The sequence below is a fragment of the Acinetobacter sp. Tol 5 genome, assembly GCF_019702905.1.
GTDB classification, from domain to species: domain Bacteria; phylum Pseudomonadota; class Gammaproteobacteria; order Pseudomonadales; family Moraxellaceae; genus Acinetobacter; species Acinetobacter bereziniae.
This window is the reverse complement of the sequence record NZ_AP024708.1, coordinates 644,048-663,852: the sequence shown is the minus strand read 5'-3', so window position 1 is coordinate 663,852 and position 19,805 is coordinate 644,048. Positions and strand designations below refer to the sequence as shown.

Genomic DNA, 19,805 nt, shown 5'->3' with positions numbered 1-19,805 from the left:
TTTACGAAGAATTATCACCATACGATAAACTATTTACATAAATTACAATTAAAAGTCAAAATTAATAGATTTTTATACAAATATGAGAGTATCATAAATAATTAGTTACAAAGTGTTATCAAGGTCACCAAATATGAATAAATCTAAAGGTTACTTTTATGGGGCAATCAGCCTATTGTCTTTATGTTGTTCTTTTCAAAGTACACAGGCAGCTGATGCATTTGATCCACAAAGTCCGTGGATGCTTGGCAACTGGAACGGTAAGCGAACCGAGTTGCAACAAAAAGGTTATGACTTCAGTTTTGGTTATACTGGCGAATTAGCCACATTACTGGATTCAAAAAATCATTCAAGCCACGGTACCGAGTATGCAGATCAGTTTGCATTGGGTACCCATATCGACTTAGAGAAAGTATTGGGTTGGAAAGATACAGAAGCCCAAATCACCATCACTGAACGTAATGGTCGCTCACTTTCACAAACCTCAGACGCACTTGCTGGACAACTCAGCTCCACCCAAGAAGTTTGGGGACGAGGTCAAACTTGGCGCCTTACTGATTTCTGGATCAAGAAAAAATTTCTTGATCAAAAATTAGATATTAAAGTGGGTCGTTTTGGCGAAGGCGAGGATTTTAACAGCTTTGACTGTGATTTTCAAAACCTTGCACTCTGTGGCTCTCAAGTGGGGAACTGGGTTGGTGATCAATGGTACAACTGGCCTGTCAGTCAATGGGCAATTCGAGCGAAATACAATCTCACCCCTGAACTTTATGCGCAAATTGGCGCTTATGAATATAATCCTGAGAACTTAAAGCGTAGTAAAGGTTTCAACCTCAGCACAGATGGTTCTCATGGCGCAATTATTCCAGCAGAAGTGGTTTGGCAACCTAAACTTAGCACAGCCAATTTACCTGGCGAGTATCGTTTGGGCTACTACTACAGTACAGCAGATGCACCAACCATCAAAAAACCAAATCAAACCGATCATAAGCAAGGTGGATGGGTCGTTGCAAAACAACAACTCACCACACATCAAGGGAATGTAAATCGCGGCTTAACAGGTTTTGTCAATGTCACTTTTCATGACTCAAAAACCAATACGGTAGACAATATGCAAAATATTGGGCTGGTCTATAAAGGTCCATTTGATGCTCGCCCTCAAGATGACATCGCCATTGGCTTTTCCCGTATTAGCATCAATTCTGATGTCAATCATATTCAGATTCGTCAACAAGACGAAGAATATAACACCGAAGTTTATTATGGTGTACATGCCACCAACTGGCTCACAATTCGTCCAAATGTACAGTATATCCGCCATGTCGGCGCATATAAAAATGGCGAAAATGCGTGGGTTGGCGGCATTAAATTGCAAACTGCATTTTAGTTTGAAGACGATAAATATTTTGATGCCTACTCATATATTCTCCCAAGGCATTAAAATATTTAAAGTCTAGTTTTTTAAGTTCTCTGCTTCATCAAACCTTATGGGAATGATTAAGCATTCAAAATTAATTAAATAGATAGGTGGTCAATATGCAAACTCCATCTTCAGGATTTAGAACATTTACCATTGTGATTGCGATTGTATTTGGTTTAGTCCTCTTTATTGGTGGCGTATGGCTTGCAGCACTTGGTGGGTCTTGGTACTACATCATCGCAGGCATACTGTTCATTGCAACAGCAATTTTATTACGTAAGTTAAGCAGTTCTGCTTTATATGTCTATGCCGCATTGGTACTCGGTACTGTGGTATGGGGGCTTTGGGAAGTCGGCTCTGACTTTTTCGCACTTGCGCCTCGTTTAGACATCTTAGGCGTGTTTGGTTTATGGTTACTTATTCCAGCAGTTACCCGTGGTTTCAATGCCAAAGGCGCTAAAATTGCACTTTCTGGTACTTTGGCAATCACGATTGCCGTGATGGCATATTCGATCTTTAATGATCCACAAGAAATTCGTGGGACATTATCCGCAAAACAACCAACCCCTGCTCCAATTGATGGAATCGCTGATGCGGATTGGCCTGCATATGGGCGCACTCAATCAGGTTTACGTTATTCTCCATTGAACCAAATTAACTCGGACAACGTGAAAGACCTGCAAGTTGCATGGACTTATCATACAGGCGAGTCAAAAACCGAGAATGACTCTGGTGAAACAACCAATCAGGTTACTCCGATTAAAATCGGCAATAACATGTATTTGTGTACGACCCACCAAAAATTGGTTTCTCTTGATCCCTCTACAGGTAAAGAAAAGTGGGTATTTGATCCAAAACTTAAATCAGATAATACTTTCCAACACTTAACCTGTCGTGGTGTTTCTTACTACGATGCAAATAACACTGTAGGTTTTGCAACAAGCCTGCAAGCAAAAAAATCATCTTCAACAGAATGCCCACGTAAAGTCATTTTACCTGTAAACGATGGTCGTATCGTTGCCGTAAATGCTGATACAGGTAAAGCATGTTCTGACTTTGGTCATAACGGTGAAGTTGATTTGCAAAAAGATATGCCATTCCCTTATCCAGGTGGCTATATTCCAACGTCTCCACCAGTGGTTACGGGTACAACCATTATCATTGGTGGTTCAACAACCGATAACTATTCTACGCAAGAACCCTCTGGTGTGATTCGTGGTTATGACGTGAATACAGGTGCTTTGCTTTGGGTATTTGACACAGGTGCTGAAGATCCAAACCAAATTCCAGGTCCTGGTCAAAAATATGTCAACAACTCACCAAATGCATGGGCACCACTCGCCTATGATGCAAAACTCGATATTGTTTATGTACCCACTGGTGTAGGTACACCTGATATCTGGGGCGGCAACCGTACCAAACTGCATGAGCGTTATGCCAACTCAATGTTAGCGTTGAATGCAACGACAGGTAAATTGGTCTGGAACTTCCAAACCACTCACCATGATTTATGGGATATGGATGTACCGTCTCAACCAACCTTGGCTGATATTAAAGATAAAACAGGACAAACTGTTCCTGCCATCTATGTATTGACCAAAACAGGAAATGCCTTTGTTTTAGACCGTCGCAATGGTCAAGCTATCGTTCCGATTAATGAACGTCCAGTACCACAAACTGTAAAACGTGGTCCACAAACCAAAGGCGAATTCTATTCCCCAACTCAACCATTCTCAGACTTTAACTTAGCACCAAAAGATAAATTGACAGATAAACAAATGTGGGGCGCAACCATGTTTGACCAATTAATCTGTCGTGTTTCGTTTCATCGTTTAAATTATGACGGCATTTATACACCGCCTTCAGAAAATGGCACGCTCGTTTTCCCGGGTAATTTAGGTGTATTTGAATGGGGCGGTTTATCACTGAACCCTGATCGTCAAATTGCTGTGATGAACCCAATTGGACTGCCATTTGTCAGTAAATTGATTCCAGCTGACCCTAACCGTAAGCAAACAGCAAAAGGTGCAGGTACCGAAGCAGGTGTTCAACCGATGTATGGTGTTCCTTATGGTGTTGAAATCAGCGCTTTCCTTTCACCATTCGGCTTACCATGTAAACAACCTGCATGGGGCTATGTTGCTGGTGTCGATTTAAAAACACATGATGTCGCATGGAAACGTCGTATCGGTACCATTCGTGACAGTATGCCAGGGATTCCATTACCACCGTTCAAAATGGGTGTACCAATGTTAGGTGGCTCTATTTCAACAGCCGGTAATGTTATGTTCATTGGCGCAACGCAAGACGATTATATTCGTGCCATTAATGTCACCAATGGTGATGAATTATGGAAAGGTCGTTTGCCTGCAGGTGGACAAGCAACCCCAATGACCTATGAAAGCAACGGCAAACAATATGTTGTGATCATGGCAGGTGGACATGGTTCATTTGGGACCAAGATGGGTGACTCTATTGTCGCTTATGCCCTACCAGATAAATAAGGTAATGAACTGAGAATAAAAAACAGGTCTTGATGACCTGTTTTTTATTGCTTCCGAAAAAGAGACATCACCTTAAAATGACCGGCTGATAACCTGACCATCAAAGTTAAAACAATCTTCGACCCTAATTTTTTGTACAGGGGAAAGCTGATCAAAATCAAACCATTGGTATTCAGAATGCTCTTCACTTAAATGAATCTGTTGATCACTTGGTAAAGTACATTTAAAAATAAAGGCATGGGAATTAACGGTAGGGTGATAATAAATACCGGATAGATATTCAATCTTCACATCACAACCCAATTCCTCTTGGCATTCACGGCGTAACGTTTCATGTACTGTTTCACCTTGATCCAATCCTCCACCAGGTAAACCCCATGCACAATCTGCATAAGTTGCCTTTAATAAGAGGACTTGCTGTTGTTCGTTGAAAATAACAGCATGTGAACTCATTCGGTAAAAATCATGAAACCCCATTTACTCCACCCTGATCATAAGACTCTGCTTATCTTGCTAAATAACATTTTGAAAAAATAAGACGTAATGCATAAATGATGGCGATCACAAATACAGCATAGCCCGTTTGATGCAATATCATAGGAATACACAGCACAATGACAACGGTTATTGGATAAAACCATTTCTTTATACCAGACAAATGATGAATATCCTGTAATAACCACAGGCTAGCGCTATATAAAATTAAAGAAATTGCAATAAAATATGTCACGATCTCAGCAGAAATTTCAGCTTTATGGGTCACAACATCAACGGCAGCAGCCAAGCCGGCACCCAATGCAGCAATACTCACGAAAATAAAAAAATGACCATACCCCCATGAGAATGCACGTTTACGACTATTCAATCTTTCAGCAACATCGTGATCAAAATACGCCCACCACATGGTAAACATGATCAATAAGCCACCAATGGTTAAAAAGATCAACTCTTGGCTTAACAGCTGATTATTTAAAGCATCAGAAATTGCTGCAAAACATCCTATGATCGACTCACCTAACACAATGATGGTGAGCAATGCATATCGCTCTGAAATATGATGCGGATGCCAAGGTGTCATATTATGTGCTTCGGCAAAGATAGGGACGCTGAGTTCTGCAATCACCAAAAGCACAAATAGATATAGGGTAAAATGAATCGGCGAAAAATGAAAAAGTAACCAACCAATCTGCACAAGGATAATACCAAAAGCATATCTCAAAGCCGTTTGCTTACGCTCTGGATCATTTTTCGCAACCCGAAACCATTGTGTTACCAATCCAAGGCGCATAATGACGTAGCCGATAATAATCACATCAAAATCTTGCTGCTGAAAAGCACTCGGAATGCCAGCCGCCATAACCAAAGAACCGATGATTTGTACAAAAGTCATGATGCGATAAAACACATCATCATTGTCATAAGCCGAGGCAAACCAGCTAAAATTCATCCATGCCCACCACAGTGCAAAAAACACCATGAAATAAAGCAATAAACCATGTGATAAATGGTTTTCAATAATACTATGATGTAATTGCTGCCCTGCTGTTGCGATTGCCACCACAAAAATCAAATCAAACAACAATTCTAAAGATGTTGCCACTCGATGCGGCTCATGAGGATTACGAGGAGCTAAGGGTTTTAACCAACCATATTTTGCAAACCATGAATTTGGCATTATTTTTCACATTTTGAGATTATTTTCATGATTTTTTCAAAAGTCGATCAGTGATTCAAGTAGCAAACCAACAAGCACTGAAAAATCTTTTTTGCCACTTCAAATGATTGCTATTGAATTTAAATAAACGCCCAAGAAAGAGCGTTTATTTTATAAACTGGTGTTACGCACTTGATTTAAATTAAGTAGGTGAAAAAGAAAAAGCTAAATTTACACAACGGAGTCTTACATCCAAAGTTTAAATTTATGGAATAGCCTTCGGCTCGAGGTACTTTTGTTTTGGCATGAGGAGCAAAGCTCCGCAAGGGTAACCATCTTGCGCAGCGACATCGCTGCTCACCGCAGAACTCGTTCACTATCGTCAAAATATTCAAAGTTTCGCAGAAACTTTACTTATTAGAAGGAGTCCTGCCTCAAGCAATTGCGGATGACGTTTTCGCGTATCCATATTCATCTAGCTCCAAAATTTAATTTTAGAGTTACTGCGTTACATCAGTTATAAAGATTAATTTATACCACTAATCTCAATTTTGCCTTGTCTTTTAACATAATGGCTTTGCCAGTCATCATATCTATTGGCATTGAGATATGTTGATGTACCACCAACCATTGCCCTTCTTTCTTTTGAAGACATAATGTGGTTCGACACCAAGGCATTTGTAACTTATCTTTCAGTGCCGTATTTTCCACTTTAGAATGACAATGCAGGATGGCCAAATCGTTTGAGGCATATATTTTCATATTACGTCGAACAATTTTTATATTCTCGCTAAAATAAGGGCTAAACTTTTCCCATTCTTGTTTATAGGCGTGAATACCATCCATTTGAGTACTGACGTCAAACAGACTGACATCTTGTGCACATTGATCTAAGAGGTGTTCAAGACTGTTACCAACAACAGCAGCATCCCATATTTGAATTTGGGAAATAACCTCAGCAGCAATTTGTGAATTACCAGCGATTTCTATTTTCATCGAGAAACCTCACTTATTTGTGACCAATTTAACACTTAATAAATATTATGTGAATTATATTAGTGTTTATTTAAGTGACTGCTGAATCTAAATCAAACCTATCTCTTGTGATTATTCCAATATGATTATTTTATGGAATATCTCCTATAATCTAGATACACTCACCCAACTCCATGGATATAATTTTTCATTACATTAGCAATATTTAAAAATACTCAATCTAATTCACATATTTTCCGAAAAGTATTTGATTAAATGGTCAAATACCCTAATCGCAAATTATTTATTAAAACTCAATAATACCAAACCGATACAGTGATCTTAATTTGATAATAAATTGACCATAACATATTTAAATTTTAAAAATGCTTAAAAATAGTCATATAAATTTATGATAAAAACTCAATTAAGATTTAAAAGTAAATGCAAAGCTAGTAAATATAACACTCTCGATATTTTTATATTCTATCTTTTTAGAATATGTCTCTAGATTTATGTCAAAATTGTAATTTTAAACTTAACAATTTAATTAAAAATTATTTAAATAATTTCATTAAATTGATCAATCTTGATAAATAATGGTATTTTTAATCAACTTAATATTGCCATAAAAAAAGCATGTAAATCACATGCTCTTTTAGAAAAATTTAACAGTCTATTCTGCTTGCTCAGTTAAATCTTTAATTTTCTCAGAAGGACCATTTTTCTTTACAGATTCAATCCCATTATCGCGCGCTGCGTCGCCCGAATAAAATTGGCTCGTTCCAATGATTTGATGATTTGCGGCTTTTAAATTGAAGTAGGGTTTACCATTTTTGGCTTCAAGGCGATCATAACGAGCATCATCGGGGCTGTTTTTTTGAACAGAAGCAATACCGTTCTGTGCTGAAGCCTTTGCTTTATACAATTCACTGGTAAGAATAATTTCTCCATTTCCTGCTTTCAATACAAAGCGATATTGACCATCTTTTGCTTGACTAATTTCATACCATCCTGACATGGCTCACCTCTTGATTGTTTTCAGTTTATTTTATTACACAGCGCTTATTGGATATAAATTACGCTACTGATATGAAATATAAATGACTTTTGATTTTTTAAAAAGACTAATTTGTTGTCACTTTATGCTGAATGTAACGACGATAAGAAGCGATTAGAAAAATTTTTAAATATTCTTTATTATCAAACAGAAACATACCTTTAGTTAATTTCCTCATTACAATTTAATGTTCAATCATTTATCGACTAAAAGCATCTGTATGACCATAGCTTTTATATTTTATCTTGAGTAGTCGTTCAATTTCGGAATCATTGCCACGCAAAAACTTTTCCAAACAGTCACGAAATACCTCAAAAGGCACATCATCGTTATCAAAGCTTGGCATGCTTTCAGATTTAAATAAACCAAAAAGATGTGACTTTTGCTGTTTTTGATACAGTTCTGCATGCACATTAAAATTATATTGATCGTGACTGTAGGCAATCAAAAGACCACCAAACTTACGCCCACTCTGTATCTGCTCAACCTGAAAAAAGGGAAACTCGCCTTGATGTTGCTCTAACATCCCCCAAACAGCTTGTTTCGACCAATCAATTTGATCAAAGCTATTTAAAATTTGAGTGGATGCATTACTTTCAAAATCTAAAGAAGAGCGTTCAGACTCATTCAATAATTCGATTTGAATTTTAAAACTCATCAGCAGCATCCTCTCTCTGTTTAAGCGCTTTCAAGTTAAAACCTACTCTCGAAAGCAAAGTATTTTTATACAGCATCAAGCACTTGATACCGTGCTTTATCATGAGATTACTGGAATATCGATCCAGATACTGTTCGGAAAATGTTTTCCTAAATAGGCTTTTAAATATTCTGCGGTATCTTTTGAAATTAGTTCATCCTGAGATTCATCATTTAAGTTATAGGCAAGCGCATACAACTCTAAATCACGACTCTTCAATGCTTCTAAACTTAAAATCGTATGATTAATACTCCCTAAACGACCAGAACTCACTAAAATCACTGGCAGTTTTTTCTGAGCGATATAATCAATTGTCAGCAGCTCTGTAGTGAGTGGCACCATCAAACCACCAGCACCTTCCAATAAAACAGCTTCATAGTTTTGTGCAAGTTGATCTGTGGCAGATTCAATTTTTTGGAAGTCGATTTCACGTCCATCTATTTGTGTTGCCAAATGTGGTGATGCAGGATAAGTAAAAATTTCTGGCATGGTCAGTTTGGTTTCATCTTCTGGAAACCAGCCCATGCCCATAATTTCTCGATGTTGTTGAATATCTTCTGATATATCTGTATTACCAGTCTGAATCAACTTTTGAGTAATAGTTTTACGCCCTTGCGCATTCCACAATTTTGCTAAATATCCCGTCGAGTAGGTCTTGCCAATCCCCGTATCTATTCCACTAATAAAGTAAACTGATCCAGTCATGACATTCTCCGCGCGATACAATAAATAGGATGATAAGTCAGGCGATACTGAAGTACTCCTGCCTCATCAACATATGAAAACTGTTGATAATTTTGATAAAAATCCATAAGACTTTGCTTTGTCCAACGGAATGAAGAAGCCGTTGCGGTTACACCTGTGGCTTTTAAATGTTGTAAAACTTGTTTGGGATGGGTAAAAGTCAACTGTTCAATCTGCTCAGATAAATGCAAAATTTCAAAACCATTTTTCTGCAATTTAGCCTGTAAGTCCTCGATAGATAAATAGCTCAATCCCTGCCCTGTTAAGCTTTTAATTTCTCGCAAATTGTGCTGACCAAAACTCGAAAAACACAACTCAGCATGTGCTGTTAAATGATGAAACGCCTGTTTAAAAATCGCATCTAAATCATTTATCCACTGTAGGGCAGAGCTTGAAGCAACCAAGTTCAAGTTTTGTGGAAACTCAAGTTGTTCAATATCTCCAATTAACCAGTTTACCTGAGAGTTACTTATTACATTAAAGTTAAAATGCTGCTGAACATCTTCATAGAGATCATTCAAAATCAAATCTTTGATATTGAATTTTTGTATCAAAAGTTGGGTTAGATTTCCTGAACCACAACCAATTTCAAATACTTTGTCATACTGACCAACACCATATTGGGTGATTAAATCAGACAAATGCTGAGCAATTTTTCTTTGCACGATTGCTTGTTCTGGATAGCTCTGCCCTGCCTGCGCAAAACGCAACGCAATCTGTGACGTATCAAGTTTTAGAGATTTCACATTCAGCTCACAATACGTTCTGCTTACAATAGGGGAATCAGCTGATCTAAATCAGCTCGAGATATTTGAGCAGTTAAAGAAATACGTAACCTTGAGCCGTGTTGTGGAACAGTCGGTGGACGTACAGGCATAATGTAAAACCCTGCTTCTTGTAAAGTTTTTGCCTTCATCACTGTTTGGCTTGAGTCGCCAATAATCACGGGAACAATATGAGAAGTAGATGGACAATCAAAGCCCTTCGCTTGTACAGCCTGTTGTAAGTACCCACTGGTATTGTATAAATGTTGGCGCAATTGATTTAAACCTAAAACTTTCTGAAAGATAAAATTTGTCCAAGCCATACAAACTGGGGGTTGAGCAGTACTAAAAATCAAAGGACGCATCGAATTAATCAGAAACGCTCGAATGACTGGGTGACAAATTAAATAGCCACCAACTGATGCAATTGCCTTACCGAAAGTTCCAACTAAAAAATCAATCTCTTCGATCACTTGATATTGCTCAGCACAACCCAAACCGTGCTCACCTCGAACACCGATTGCATGTGCTTCATCTACATATAACATGACTTTGCAAAACTGCTTTTTAATCTCAACCAATTTTGTTAAATCTGTTTCATCACCATCCATACTAAAAATGGATTCAGTCACCACAATAATCCGCTCAAAAGCCTCATCATCATGATATTTAAGCAACAATTGAGCCAAATGTTCGAGATCATTATGTCGATAGCGCACATATTTTGCGGATGACAAACGGATGCCATCAATCATGCTAGCATGAATTAATTTATCAGCAAGAATCAGTGTCTTACTATCAGTAAGAGCAGGCAGAATACCAATATTCATATGATAGCCACTGTTAAACAGCAACGCAGCACGACCGTTAAAAGCTTGAGTTAAACTTTCTTCTAGCAATTCATATTCTGGAAAATTCCCCGTCAACAAACGTGAAGATGAAGAGCTCATTCGGCGCTGAGCATTTGGCGTTTCATCAAAGAATTGCGTTCTTAGATCAAGGTCAGAAGCCAAACCTAAATAGTCATTTGAAGCGAAATTTAGCATTCGCTGATCATGGATATATATCTCCCGACCTTGCTGGATATTTGAACTAAATTGTCGAAAGTTTCCTTGTTGCTTTAGCTCATCCAATTGTTTGGCATAGTGGTCCAGCAATCTATTGGTTGCACTCATATGTTTTGCTCCATACCGCTGACAACTTCAACCAACTGTGTAAGTAAAATATCAAGCTCACTGTCCTTAATCACATAAGGCGGCATCACATAAACCAATTTACCAAACGGACGAACCCAAATACCACGACGTACAAATTCTTGTTGTAAGGTTTTCATATCTACATTAACAGTGAGTTCAACCACACCGATTGCTCCCAATACACGGACATCAGCAACATGCTTGAGTGATTGTAATGGTGTCAAATGGCGATTAAGCTGAGTTTCGATACGCTGAATATTGTTTTGCCAATCTTGATTGATGAGTAATTCAGTGCTTTTTACCGCCACAGCACAAGCTAAAGGATTTGCCATAAAAGTAGGACCATGCATAAATACCCCCACCTCTCCCTGACTAATCGTTTCAGCCACCTGCTTTGAGGTAATCGTCGCTGAAAGGGTCATATATCCACCCGTCAAACCTTTACCTATACACATGATGTCAGGTTCGACTTGCGCATGTTCCCATGCAAATAATTTTCCTGTGCGTCCAAAGCCAGTTGCAATTTCATCAAAAATTAATAAAACATCATATTGCTCACAGAGCAATTTGGCTTGACGTAAATATTCAGGATGATAAAAACGCATCCCTCCCGCACCTTGTACAATCGGCTCAAGAATCAAACCTGCAATACTGGCATGATGTACTGCCAAAGTTTCTTCAAGTGCCGCTATATCTTGTTGATCCCATTCTTCATAAAAACCAACTTTGGGTGCGGGGACAAAAAAACGGTTGGGTAAACTTGATCCAAAAATTTGATGCATACCTGTTACGGGATCACAGACAGACATCGCATTCCATGTATCACCATGATAACCAGAGCGGGGGGTGACAAAATTGGTTTTTAGCGCGTTGCCTTGAGCAGACCAATATTGCACTGCCATTTTTAATGCGACTTCAACTGCAACAGAACCGGAATCTGCAAAGAAAATTTTGTCGAGACTAGGCGGAGTGATTTCAAGCAACAACTTTCCCAATTGTATCGCAGGATCATGGGTAAATCCGCCAAACATAATATGTGACATATTTTGGAGTTGATCGGTGACTGCTTGATTTAATTCAGGATGGTTATAACCATGAATCGCACACCACCATGAGGACATACCATCGATGAGTTGACGACCATCTTCAAGTTCAATTGTTGCACCAAACGCCTTTTTGACTTTAAAACTGGGTAAGGGCTGTGTCATGGACGTATAAGGATGCCAAAGATGTTCACGATCAAAACCTAGATCATCTGCGACCAATTCGTTCGCTCGGTTGTTTAAATCGGTCATCCATTTACTCCAGTATCCATAGGTAAAGCAGTTACAGCAAAACAGTGTACCGATGTTAAACCTACAGGGAATAAAAATAAATTGCGAGATTTACCACTCATCCAATGATTTATTCTATTTTTTGTAAATATTGGCAGATTTTGTCAGAAACCAATTCAAAATTAAAAACTGGAAGCCCATGTGAACCTGTAAATAGTTCAACATCCAAAAACTTTGCATTGAATTTCTGGAAATTCTCAAAGACTTTGTGACTAACTAAGAAATCTTGCTCTGCAAACAAGTGATATTGCTTTCCAGTATAATTTTTTAAGATCTCAACATGATTTAATTGCTCTAAGCACAACAAACCCTGTTTTAATAGTTCTAAATTTTGTGGCTGAATCAAACTTTGCAATTTAGCAAAATCTGCTTTGCTGGTTTCGCTGCCCTGGCACACCATAAAACCAAATTTTTTCAGTGTGGCAATTGCATCATCTACAAAGGATTGTTTGAAGTTTTGAAATGTAGTTTGAGGCATTGCCGCTTGCCATTCAGCATTTGCGACAAAACATGGATTTGAAGCCAGTGTGATCAATATCTTCTTTTGCTGATATTGTTTTTCGATTTGGTCGACCAACAAGGTTGCCAACTGCCCACCTAAAGACCAGCCACAAATCACATCAAAGGATTGAGCCTTTTCAACAAAGTGTTGTAAGACTTGTTGATCCAAGGCATTAAAAATATTAATCAGCTCAACGGCATGACCTTGCTGTTCTAAGCGTTGTTGTAATGCCATGAGCAGCTTTGTTCCACCGCCCCAACCAGTAATCAGTAAAATACGTCGATTCAATTCAAATCACTGTTAAAAATCATCAGAAGCGTTGATTAGAGCATGCTTAAAATAATAGAACAACAGATCTGATTACAACGCCAGAATTAGTATCTAAAAATCAAAACATTAATGTCAATTTTTTAGTTATTGTTGCTTAACATCTAAATCAACCAATAAGCTTGCAGGAATCACTTTTGCCCATGTACTTTTAAATTGTTGATGGAGTTGATCTATTGCAAATTGACTATTTCTAGATGTTTCATGCGCTTTAGAAATATCATCGGCACGAGTATAAGCAATCAAATAGTCAAGACCATCCAGTTCCACATGAAACCATGATTCTACATGCACACCTTCAGCGACAAGTGTCTGTATTGCCTCAGCTTGTCTACGATGTAATATTTCCTGCCATGCCCTCACATCATCTTTCTTATCCATTTTCAATTGGATGAGTACTGCACCGACGTCCATATTTTTCTCTTGATGATATACAACTTTAAAAATCATAAAGGCGTTTCAAATAAAAGCCAACATTTCTCCACGCGCTGTACAGCTAAACTTTGTTAGTATGGATTTAGGCTCAACGCAGCAAAGGATATACAATGAAATCACTTAAAATATTAGGTATAGGGTTACTTTCTATTTCTACCCTGTTGATGTTGAATCAGGTCAGTCATGCTGAAAATTCAATTTTTTCTTCTTATGAATCAGAGCGACAATGGGTTGGAAAACCTGCGCCCAGCTTTAAACTACAAGATCAAAATTCAAAATGGCATGAACTGAGTCAATATAAAGGTAAATGGGTCGTTCTGTACTTTTATCCAAAGGATGATTCACCTGGTTGTACTCAAGAAGCCAATCAATTCAAATCACTCTACCCACAATTCATTAAGAATAATGCTGTAGTGCTTGGTGTAAGTTTGGATGATGTAAAATCTCATCAGAAATTTTCAGAAAAATTGGGACTCAATTTCCCGATTCTTGCGGATACCAATCACCAATTGGCGAATCAGTTTGGGATTGTGCGTAATCTCGGAATTACCAAAATCGCAAAAAGAGAAACTTTCTTAATTGATCCTCAAGGCTCAATTGTGTATCACTACAGCAGTGTAAATACTCAAACGCACGCAAATCAAGTGCTTGCTGATATCCAAAAATTTTCAAAAAAATAATTGTATAAAGCCTTAGCTATGATGGCATGCTATTTAATTAGCACTTAAACATCGAACAAATGATTGAGCTTGTTTGGTGCTGAAATAGCTCGACACCAATAAAAAAGCCTTTAGATGATAAAATCTAAAGGCTTTTGATCTCATACAGCAACTCTTACATTTGCGACTGAATATAGTTTTGTAAACCAATCAATTCGATCAAACGCAATTGTTTTTCTAACCAATACGTATGGTCTTCTTCTGTGTCATTCATTTGCTGACGAAGCATATCACGGGTAACGTAGTCACCTTTTTCTTCACACAGTTTTACACCCTGTGCAAGTTTTTCACGCACATGATATTCCAACGCCAAATCTGCTTTTAAGCAAGTCACCACATCTTCACCAGTGATGATATCATCTCGATTCATATTCGGTGTACCTTCAAGGAAAAGTACACGGCGAATTAAAGCATCAGCATGTGAAGCTTCTTCTTGCATTTCATGATCGATACGCTCATAAATTTTGCTTAAGCCCCAATCCTCGTACATACGAGAATGAATGAGGTATTGATCACGAGCAGCCAGTTCGCCACCGATCAACATATTTAGATAGTCTACGACTTCTGGATTGCCACGCATTTCAATTACTCCACATTCTTTTGCAATAGTATGGGCAAATTTTATAAAATTTGCAAAAGGCAAAATGTGTAAGTTTATGATTTTTATAAAATTAAAATGAGAAACATACGCATTTGCAATTCAAATAAGTAATTTTCTATATATAAAATAACCTCTTGCAATCATTCACCATACTTTTGATGGCGATTTATTGCTAAAAATGACAATGATTTATTTTGTAACCATTAAAAATGCTTCTTATTTGCCATCATGATTTTGTTTTCTATTAAATTTTAATCGCTAAACTCAAGCGATCACTTTTTTAATTTTTTTAATGCTAATATTTCAAGACAACATTCGCCTTAATATTTATGATATTGAATATTAAAAATTAGAAGGAAAAAATAATGGTTCAGGGAAATATTTCAGCCCCGATTTTGGTCACAGGTGCAACAGGCTATATTGCGAGTTGGGTGATTCAAAAACTATTGGAGCAAGGTTATACCGTTCATGCAACTGTACGGGATTTAAATAAAAAACAAAGCTTTGCCCATCTCGAAAAAATAGCACAGCAAAGCACAGGAACACTTAAGCTTTTCAAAGCCAATCTGCTAGAAAAAGATTCTTTCGATGAGGCGATGCAAGGTTGTGAAGTTGTATTACATATGGCATCACCATTTGTAGTGACCAACTATAAAGATGCCATTAAAGATATTATTGAGCCTGCAATTTTAGGAACAGAAAATGTCCTCAATAGCGTCAATAAAACAGATTCTGTAAAACGTGTCATTGTGACGTCAAGTATTGCTTCAACCTATGGTGATGCAATCGATATATTAAAAACTGAACACAATCAGTTTGATGAGTCCCATTGGAACACAACCAGTTCAACGACCCATCAACCTTATCCTTACTCTAAAGTCATGGCTGAACGAAAAGCTTGGGAAATGGCAGAAGCACAAAATCGCTGGGAGCTTATTTGTGTAAATCCAGCTTTAGTGCTTGGACCATCACTAACGGCAAATACTCAGTCAGGCAGTGTTGAAGTCCTCGAACAATTTGCCAACGGAATGACGCTATTTGGTGTTCCACCGATGTGGAATGGTATTGTTGATGTTCGAGATGTAGCTGATGCGCATATTTTAGCCGCGTTTAACCCACACGCGTCTGGTCGCTACATTATTAGTGGTGGCTCACTCAGTCTCTTGGAAATGGGAAAAATTTTACGTCAAAATTTTGGACAAAAATTTCCTTTTCCCCGCAATCAAGTTCCGAAAAAAGCTTTTAAATTTATTGGACCTGTATTTGGTTATTCACGTGACTTTATTGAAAAGAATATGGGCTATCCGATCTTCTTTAATGCAGATAAAAGTATCAAAGAATTGGGCATCCACTATCGTGATATTGAGACCAGTTTAGTGGAACATTTTCAACAATTGCTTGATGATGGTGTGGTGAAAAAATATATTTAGCGTCTGCCAACATTTCAGCCATACAAGTTTTCTTTAAAACAACAAGCCTTTTTCATATATGAAAAAGGCTTGTTGTTTTATCACGCTCAAAATCAGCTAGGCTTAGAAATCAAAGGTTACACCAACTTTATATGTTCTAGCACCACCCACCAAAGCGTAATTTGAATTAAAAACTCCTTCCCAATATTTTTTATTGGTCACGTTATCAACATTGGCAAGAAATGTGGTATTTACCCCACCAAGTTTAGTTTTATAACGTGCACCTAAATCAACAATTGTATAATCAGGAAGTTTTAAGCTGTTCTCTTCATTCAAATATTGTTCACTCACATAACTCACACGCGTGTTTATATTGAGACCGTCAATTTGAGGAATCGCATAATCAAGTCCCAAAGAGGCAGTAAAATCAGGAACACCATAAACGTTATTTCCCTGAATCGCTGTTTTACCAGATTTCACGTATTCCGCATCGATATAAGCCAAGCTCCCCATTAAAGATAATGCATCTGTTACATTTCCAGAGAAAGACCATTCGATACCACGTGAACGAGTCTCAGCATCATCTTTAACCTTATTTGTTATAGTGTCCTGATATACCTCTGGCTTTTCAATTTGATACAACGCCACAGTGTTTAACCATGAACCCCATTGATATTTGGCGCCCAATTCATATTGTTTAGTCTGGTATGGTGCAAGCGTATCTCCCTGATTGGTTGCAGTCGGATAGGTAATCTCAGAGACCGTCACGCCTTCTGCTAAACCCTCGACATAGCTTGCATAAAAAGACAGATCCTCGCCAAAGGGTTTAATCACAATGCCCAAACTTGGAGAAAGTTTATCTGAATTATAAGATGTTTTTTTAACCAAGTTGTTTGTATCAATATCTTGATAGCGAGCACCTAAAATGAGTTGCAACTTATCATCTAGCATTGAAATCTGGTCAGTTAAGGTGTAACTCACATACTCATTATCACCATAAGGCACAATTTCAGGATAAGTTGTTGGCATCCTTCCGGTATTGGATGGATGGTATAAATTCGTTGTAAAACTCGAACTGGTTGCTGCTTTATGTTGGGTATACTGACGCGTTAAATAATCCGCACGTAAACCTAATGTATGCTGAATAGAACCTGTATCAAACTTCCCCTCAAAGCCAAAGTTTGCTGCGGTGTTATGTTCTTTTGAACCCACGCGATAATATTGAGATGTGGCATTTCCATTGACATTATTCACAATCATACGCGTACCAAAAAGATGCCCATCGTATGATTTTTCAACATAACCAATACCCGCAAATGCTTTTAAATCAGGGGTAAATTTATATTCACCAGATAACCCCACAAATTGGCTGTTGGTATTGCCTTTTAAGTCTGAGAAATAGTTTAAATCACCTTTTGGTGCGGCAAGAACCTGATTAACACTTCCCTTTCCACCCATCGCAACCATTGCAGGTGAGCCCCCCTTACGATTTCCTTTTACCGCATATGCATCTAAGTTAATTTTGACTTTATCTGTAGTGTAATCGGCAGCAATTGAACCCAGTGCTTGACGATCATTCATACCATCAATGATATGCTCACCATCTGCATAAGCACCATTTACACGTAGTCCAAATTCTTTCTCTTGACCAAAACGACGTGATACATCAAATCCCGATTGGTAATATCCTCCGTCTTCATATGCAGCTGAAACACGTGTTAATTCTTTATCGGCTCGTTTTGAATGACCAATAATAATGCCCCCCACACTTCCTGTAGGAGCAACACCCGCGACCAATGCATTTGGTCCTTTAAGCACTGAAACGGATTCTAAAAACTCTGTTGGCATACGCCCATAAGGGGCTACACCATAAAAGCCGTTATAATTTAAATCCTCATGATTGACATCAAAGCCACGGATTTTAAAGTTTTCATTGAGATGCCCTTGATTGGTCGTCGTTCTTACACTGGCATCATTTTTTAAGACTTCACCCGCAGTATTTGCTTGTTGGTTTTCAATCAGCTGCTCAGAATAACTATTAATACTAAATGGGGTATCAATAATTTGCTTGTTGCCCAATGGTCCTAACTGGGTATTTTTTTTCAAAGTGCCATTGGCAAAAGTTGCCTCCTCTTGCTGTTTTTCAGCAGCAACTTTGATTGTCGGTAAGGTTGAAACCTCCGTATCAGCCAAAGCTATTTGTAGAGTACCCCCACCAAAAAGAACAACCGCAATAGAATTAACTAAAAGAGTTTGGGAAAAAAGTTTCATATTCAAAAATTTATTTTTCAATTGATAATGATTATTATATACACTATCACTATTGTTAAATATTGTAATTTTTCATCTAAAACTTTTTTTAATGGAAAATTCTAATAAATAGGAATGATTATCATATAAAAAAATATGAGACTTCTTCGCCATCCAAAATAGTATTCAATACTTTTAAGTATCCATGAAATATGAATAATCGCTTTCTATGGCTAAGCATCGCCTAGCTTAATTGATGTAAATTTTTCATGTAAAGCTTGGTGTTGCAAATAAAAGTCTTACAGATTTATTTTTATCTCATGATCAAGGTTTCATGCTTGATCAAGCTAAAATACATTTAAACGTCTTCCCAAAAATTACTTTTTCAAGCTTTATGAAGAAACTGATTATTGCACGATTAAGTAATGCCCAATATTTTCATATCCCACATTCAACCTATTCACATTAAATTCAGTTGGCATGAGCAACACATCTGGCTCATCAACAAATTGACCGATCGCATATTCTAAGATCACACTTTTTTGTTGATTTAACATCAGCTTCATTTGGCAATATGAAATTCGTTTGTCCTGATCATGTTCCTGATTTAACGTCTTAATTTCTGTAAAGTTAAAATGAAAATTTTGTTGGATCTGTTGTTTTAATAATTCGTCCTCTTGAATGTCATACTGAAAAAGCGCATTGATCGCTTGATCTTTCTGAGCATCATAAACCATCAAAAGTTGCTTTTGTTGTTTATCTAATTGCATTGCGATATAGGGTTCTAATAACTTTTCATAATTGGCAATATAGTGGTAAACATCATCCAATTCTGTTTCTTTCGCCTGTTGTTGTTGAGCAATTTTGACAAACTGAGTATTCAAATCATGGAAGATGTTTTGGTTTTTTTGTACCAGTTTTTGTTTGAGTTGGGCTTGTGTATATTGTTTTGACCAAATCAAGTCATTTACCGATTGTTGATCCTGTTCAAAGTATCTAAGCATGAATTCGTTAAAATGTTTAATTCGTAAATACCAATAGTGGTATAAATCATTTTCAATGGATTGATTTAAATGCTCATCCAACTGTTTTAAACCACTCGTATGCTCACAATCATTCACGGCAAAAACTGAGGTTGTTGGCAATAACAGTAGAAAGCAAGCAACATATCGTTTTATTATTTTCATGACCTAAAGATGATTGTAAAGACACAC

General features: G+C 37.5%; 18 protein-coding genes. 4 read left to right on the top strand and 14 right to left on the bottom strand.

Annotation, left to right across the window (positions count from 1 at the left end):
• The first annotated feature begins 133 nt into the window (after positions 1–133).
• Positions 134–1,387, top strand: a complete 1,254-nt coding sequence (locus TOL5_RS03155; protein ID WP_121774421.1) for a carbohydrate porin — start codon at positions 134–136, stop codon at positions 1,385–1,387.
• Between the two features lie 149 nt (positions 1,388–1,536).
• Positions 1,537–3,924 (top strand): glucose/quinate/shikimate family membrane-bound PQQ-dependent dehydrogenase, encoded by a 2,388-nt coding sequence (locus tag TOL5_RS03150; protein WP_121774422.1) that lies wholly within the window; start codon positions 1,537–1,539, stop codon positions 3,922–3,924.
• A gap of 72 nt (positions 3,925–3,996) precedes the next feature.
• Here the strand turns inward: TOL5_RS03150 and TOL5_RS03145 are convergent, their stop codons facing one another.
• The 11 genes from TOL5_RS03145 to TOL5_RS03095 form a co-directional block, all read right to left on the bottom strand.
• Positions 3,997–4,401, bottom strand: a complete 405-nt coding sequence (locus TOL5_RS03145; RefSeq protein WP_004830274.1) for an NUDIX hydrolase — start codon at positions 4,399–4,401, stop codon at positions 3,997–3,999.
• A 28-nt stretch (positions 4,402–4,429) separates the two neighbouring features.
• The gene (locus tag TOL5_RS03140; protein WP_121774423.1) at positions 4,430–5,599 is read right to left on the bottom strand and encodes a low temperature requirement protein A; all 1,170 of its coding nucleotides are present in this window, start codon (positions 5,597–5,599) and stop codon (positions 4,430–4,432) included.
• A gap of 510 nt (positions 5,600–6,109) precedes the next feature.
• On the bottom strand, positions 6,110–6,574 hold the full coding sequence (locus TOL5_RS03135) for a YybH family protein (RefSeq protein WP_004830276.1): 465 nt from the start codon (positions 6,572–6,574) through the stop codon (positions 6,110–6,112).
• Positions 6,575–7,229: 655 nt separating this feature from the next.
• Complete coding sequence (locus TOL5_RS03130; protein ID WP_004830277.1) at positions 7,230–7,574, bottom strand: YegP family protein; 345 nt, start codon at positions 7,572–7,574, stop codon at positions 7,230–7,232.
• Positions 7,575–7,812: 238 nt separating this feature from the next.
• Complete coding sequence (locus tag TOL5_RS03125; protein WP_004830278.1) at positions 7,813–8,271, bottom strand: hypothetical protein; 459 nt, start codon at positions 8,269–8,271, stop codon at positions 7,813–7,815.
• Positions 8,272–8,370: 99 nt separating this feature from the next.
• Complete coding sequence (gene bioD / locus TOL5_RS03120; RefSeq protein WP_121774424.1) at positions 8,371–9,015, bottom strand: dethiobiotin synthase; 645 nt, start codon at positions 9,013–9,015, stop codon at positions 8,371–8,373.
• The gene (gene bioC / locus TOL5_RS03115; RefSeq protein WP_121774425.1) at positions 9,012–9,800 is read right to left on the bottom strand and encodes a malonyl-ACP O-methyltransferase BioC; all 789 of its coding nucleotides are present in this window, start codon (positions 9,798–9,800) and stop codon (positions 9,012–9,014) included. Before bioC ends, bioD begins: the two co-directional genes overlap by 4 nt.
• Positions 9,801–9,823: 23 nt before the next feature.
• The gene (locus TOL5_RS03110) at positions 9,824–10,993 is read right to left on the bottom strand and encodes an 8-amino-7-oxononanoate synthase (RefSeq protein ID WP_121774426.1); all 1,170 of its coding nucleotides are present in this window, start codon (positions 10,991–10,993) and stop codon (positions 9,824–9,826) included.
• Entirely contained in the window at positions 10,990–12,309 is a 1,320-nt protein-coding gene (gene bioA, locus TOL5_RS03105) for an adenosylmethionine--8-amino-7-oxononanoate transaminase (RefSeq protein WP_121774427.1), read from the bottom strand. Before bioA ends, TOL5_RS03110 begins: the two co-directional genes overlap by 4 nt.
• A gap of 109 nt (positions 12,310–12,418) precedes the next feature.
• Positions 12,419–13,138, bottom strand: coding sequence for a hydrolase (locus tag TOL5_RS03100; RefSeq protein WP_162987678.1), 720 nt, complete (start codon positions 13,136–13,138; stop codon positions 12,419–12,421).
• A 126-nt stretch (positions 13,139–13,264) separates the two neighbouring features.
• Entirely contained in the window at positions 13,265–13,591 is a 327-nt protein-coding gene (locus TOL5_RS03095) for a DUF6176 family protein (RefSeq protein WP_046760156.1), read from the bottom strand.
• Between the two features lie 131 nt (positions 13,592–13,722).
• On the opposite strand from TOL5_RS03095, the gene TOL5_RS03090 reads away from it, so the two are divergent.
• Positions 13,723–14,292, top strand: coding sequence for a peroxiredoxin (locus TOL5_RS03090; protein WP_121774428.1), 570 nt, complete (start codon positions 13,723–13,725; stop codon positions 14,290–14,292).
• 154 nt (positions 14,293–14,446) lie between these two features.
• Here TOL5_RS03090 and ftn read toward each other — a convergent pair whose 3' ends face one another.
• A complete protein-coding gene (gene ftn / locus TOL5_RS03085; protein ID WP_121774429.1) occupies positions 14,447–14,911 on the bottom strand; it encodes a heteropolymeric bacterioferritin subunit Ftn in 465 nt (154 codons plus the stop codon).
• 386 nt (positions 14,912–15,297) lie between these two features.
• On the opposite strand from ftn, the gene TOL5_RS03080 reads away from it, so the two are divergent.
• Positions 15,298–16,362 carry an SDR family oxidoreductase gene (locus TOL5_RS03080; protein WP_042088027.1) on the top strand — a complete coding sequence of 355 codons (1,065 nt, stop codon included), beginning with the start codon at positions 15,298–15,300 and terminating at the stop codon, positions 16,360–16,362.
• Positions 16,363–16,464: 102 nt separating this feature from the next.
• On the opposite strand, the gene TOL5_RS03075 is transcribed toward TOL5_RS03080, so the two are convergent.
• Together TOL5_RS03075 and TOL5_RS03070 are read right to left on the bottom strand one after the other, a co-directional pair.
• Positions 16,465–18,612, bottom strand: a complete 2,148-nt coding sequence (locus tag TOL5_RS03075) for a TonB-dependent receptor (protein WP_121774430.1) — start codon at positions 18,610–18,612, stop codon at positions 16,465–16,467.
• Positions 18,613–18,998: 386 nt separating this feature from the next.
• On the bottom strand, positions 18,999–19,778 hold the full coding sequence (locus TOL5_RS03070; RefSeq protein WP_121774431.1) for a hypothetical protein: 780 nt from the start codon (positions 19,776–19,778) through the stop codon (positions 18,999–19,001).
• Positions 19,779–19,805: the final 27 nt, after the last annotated feature.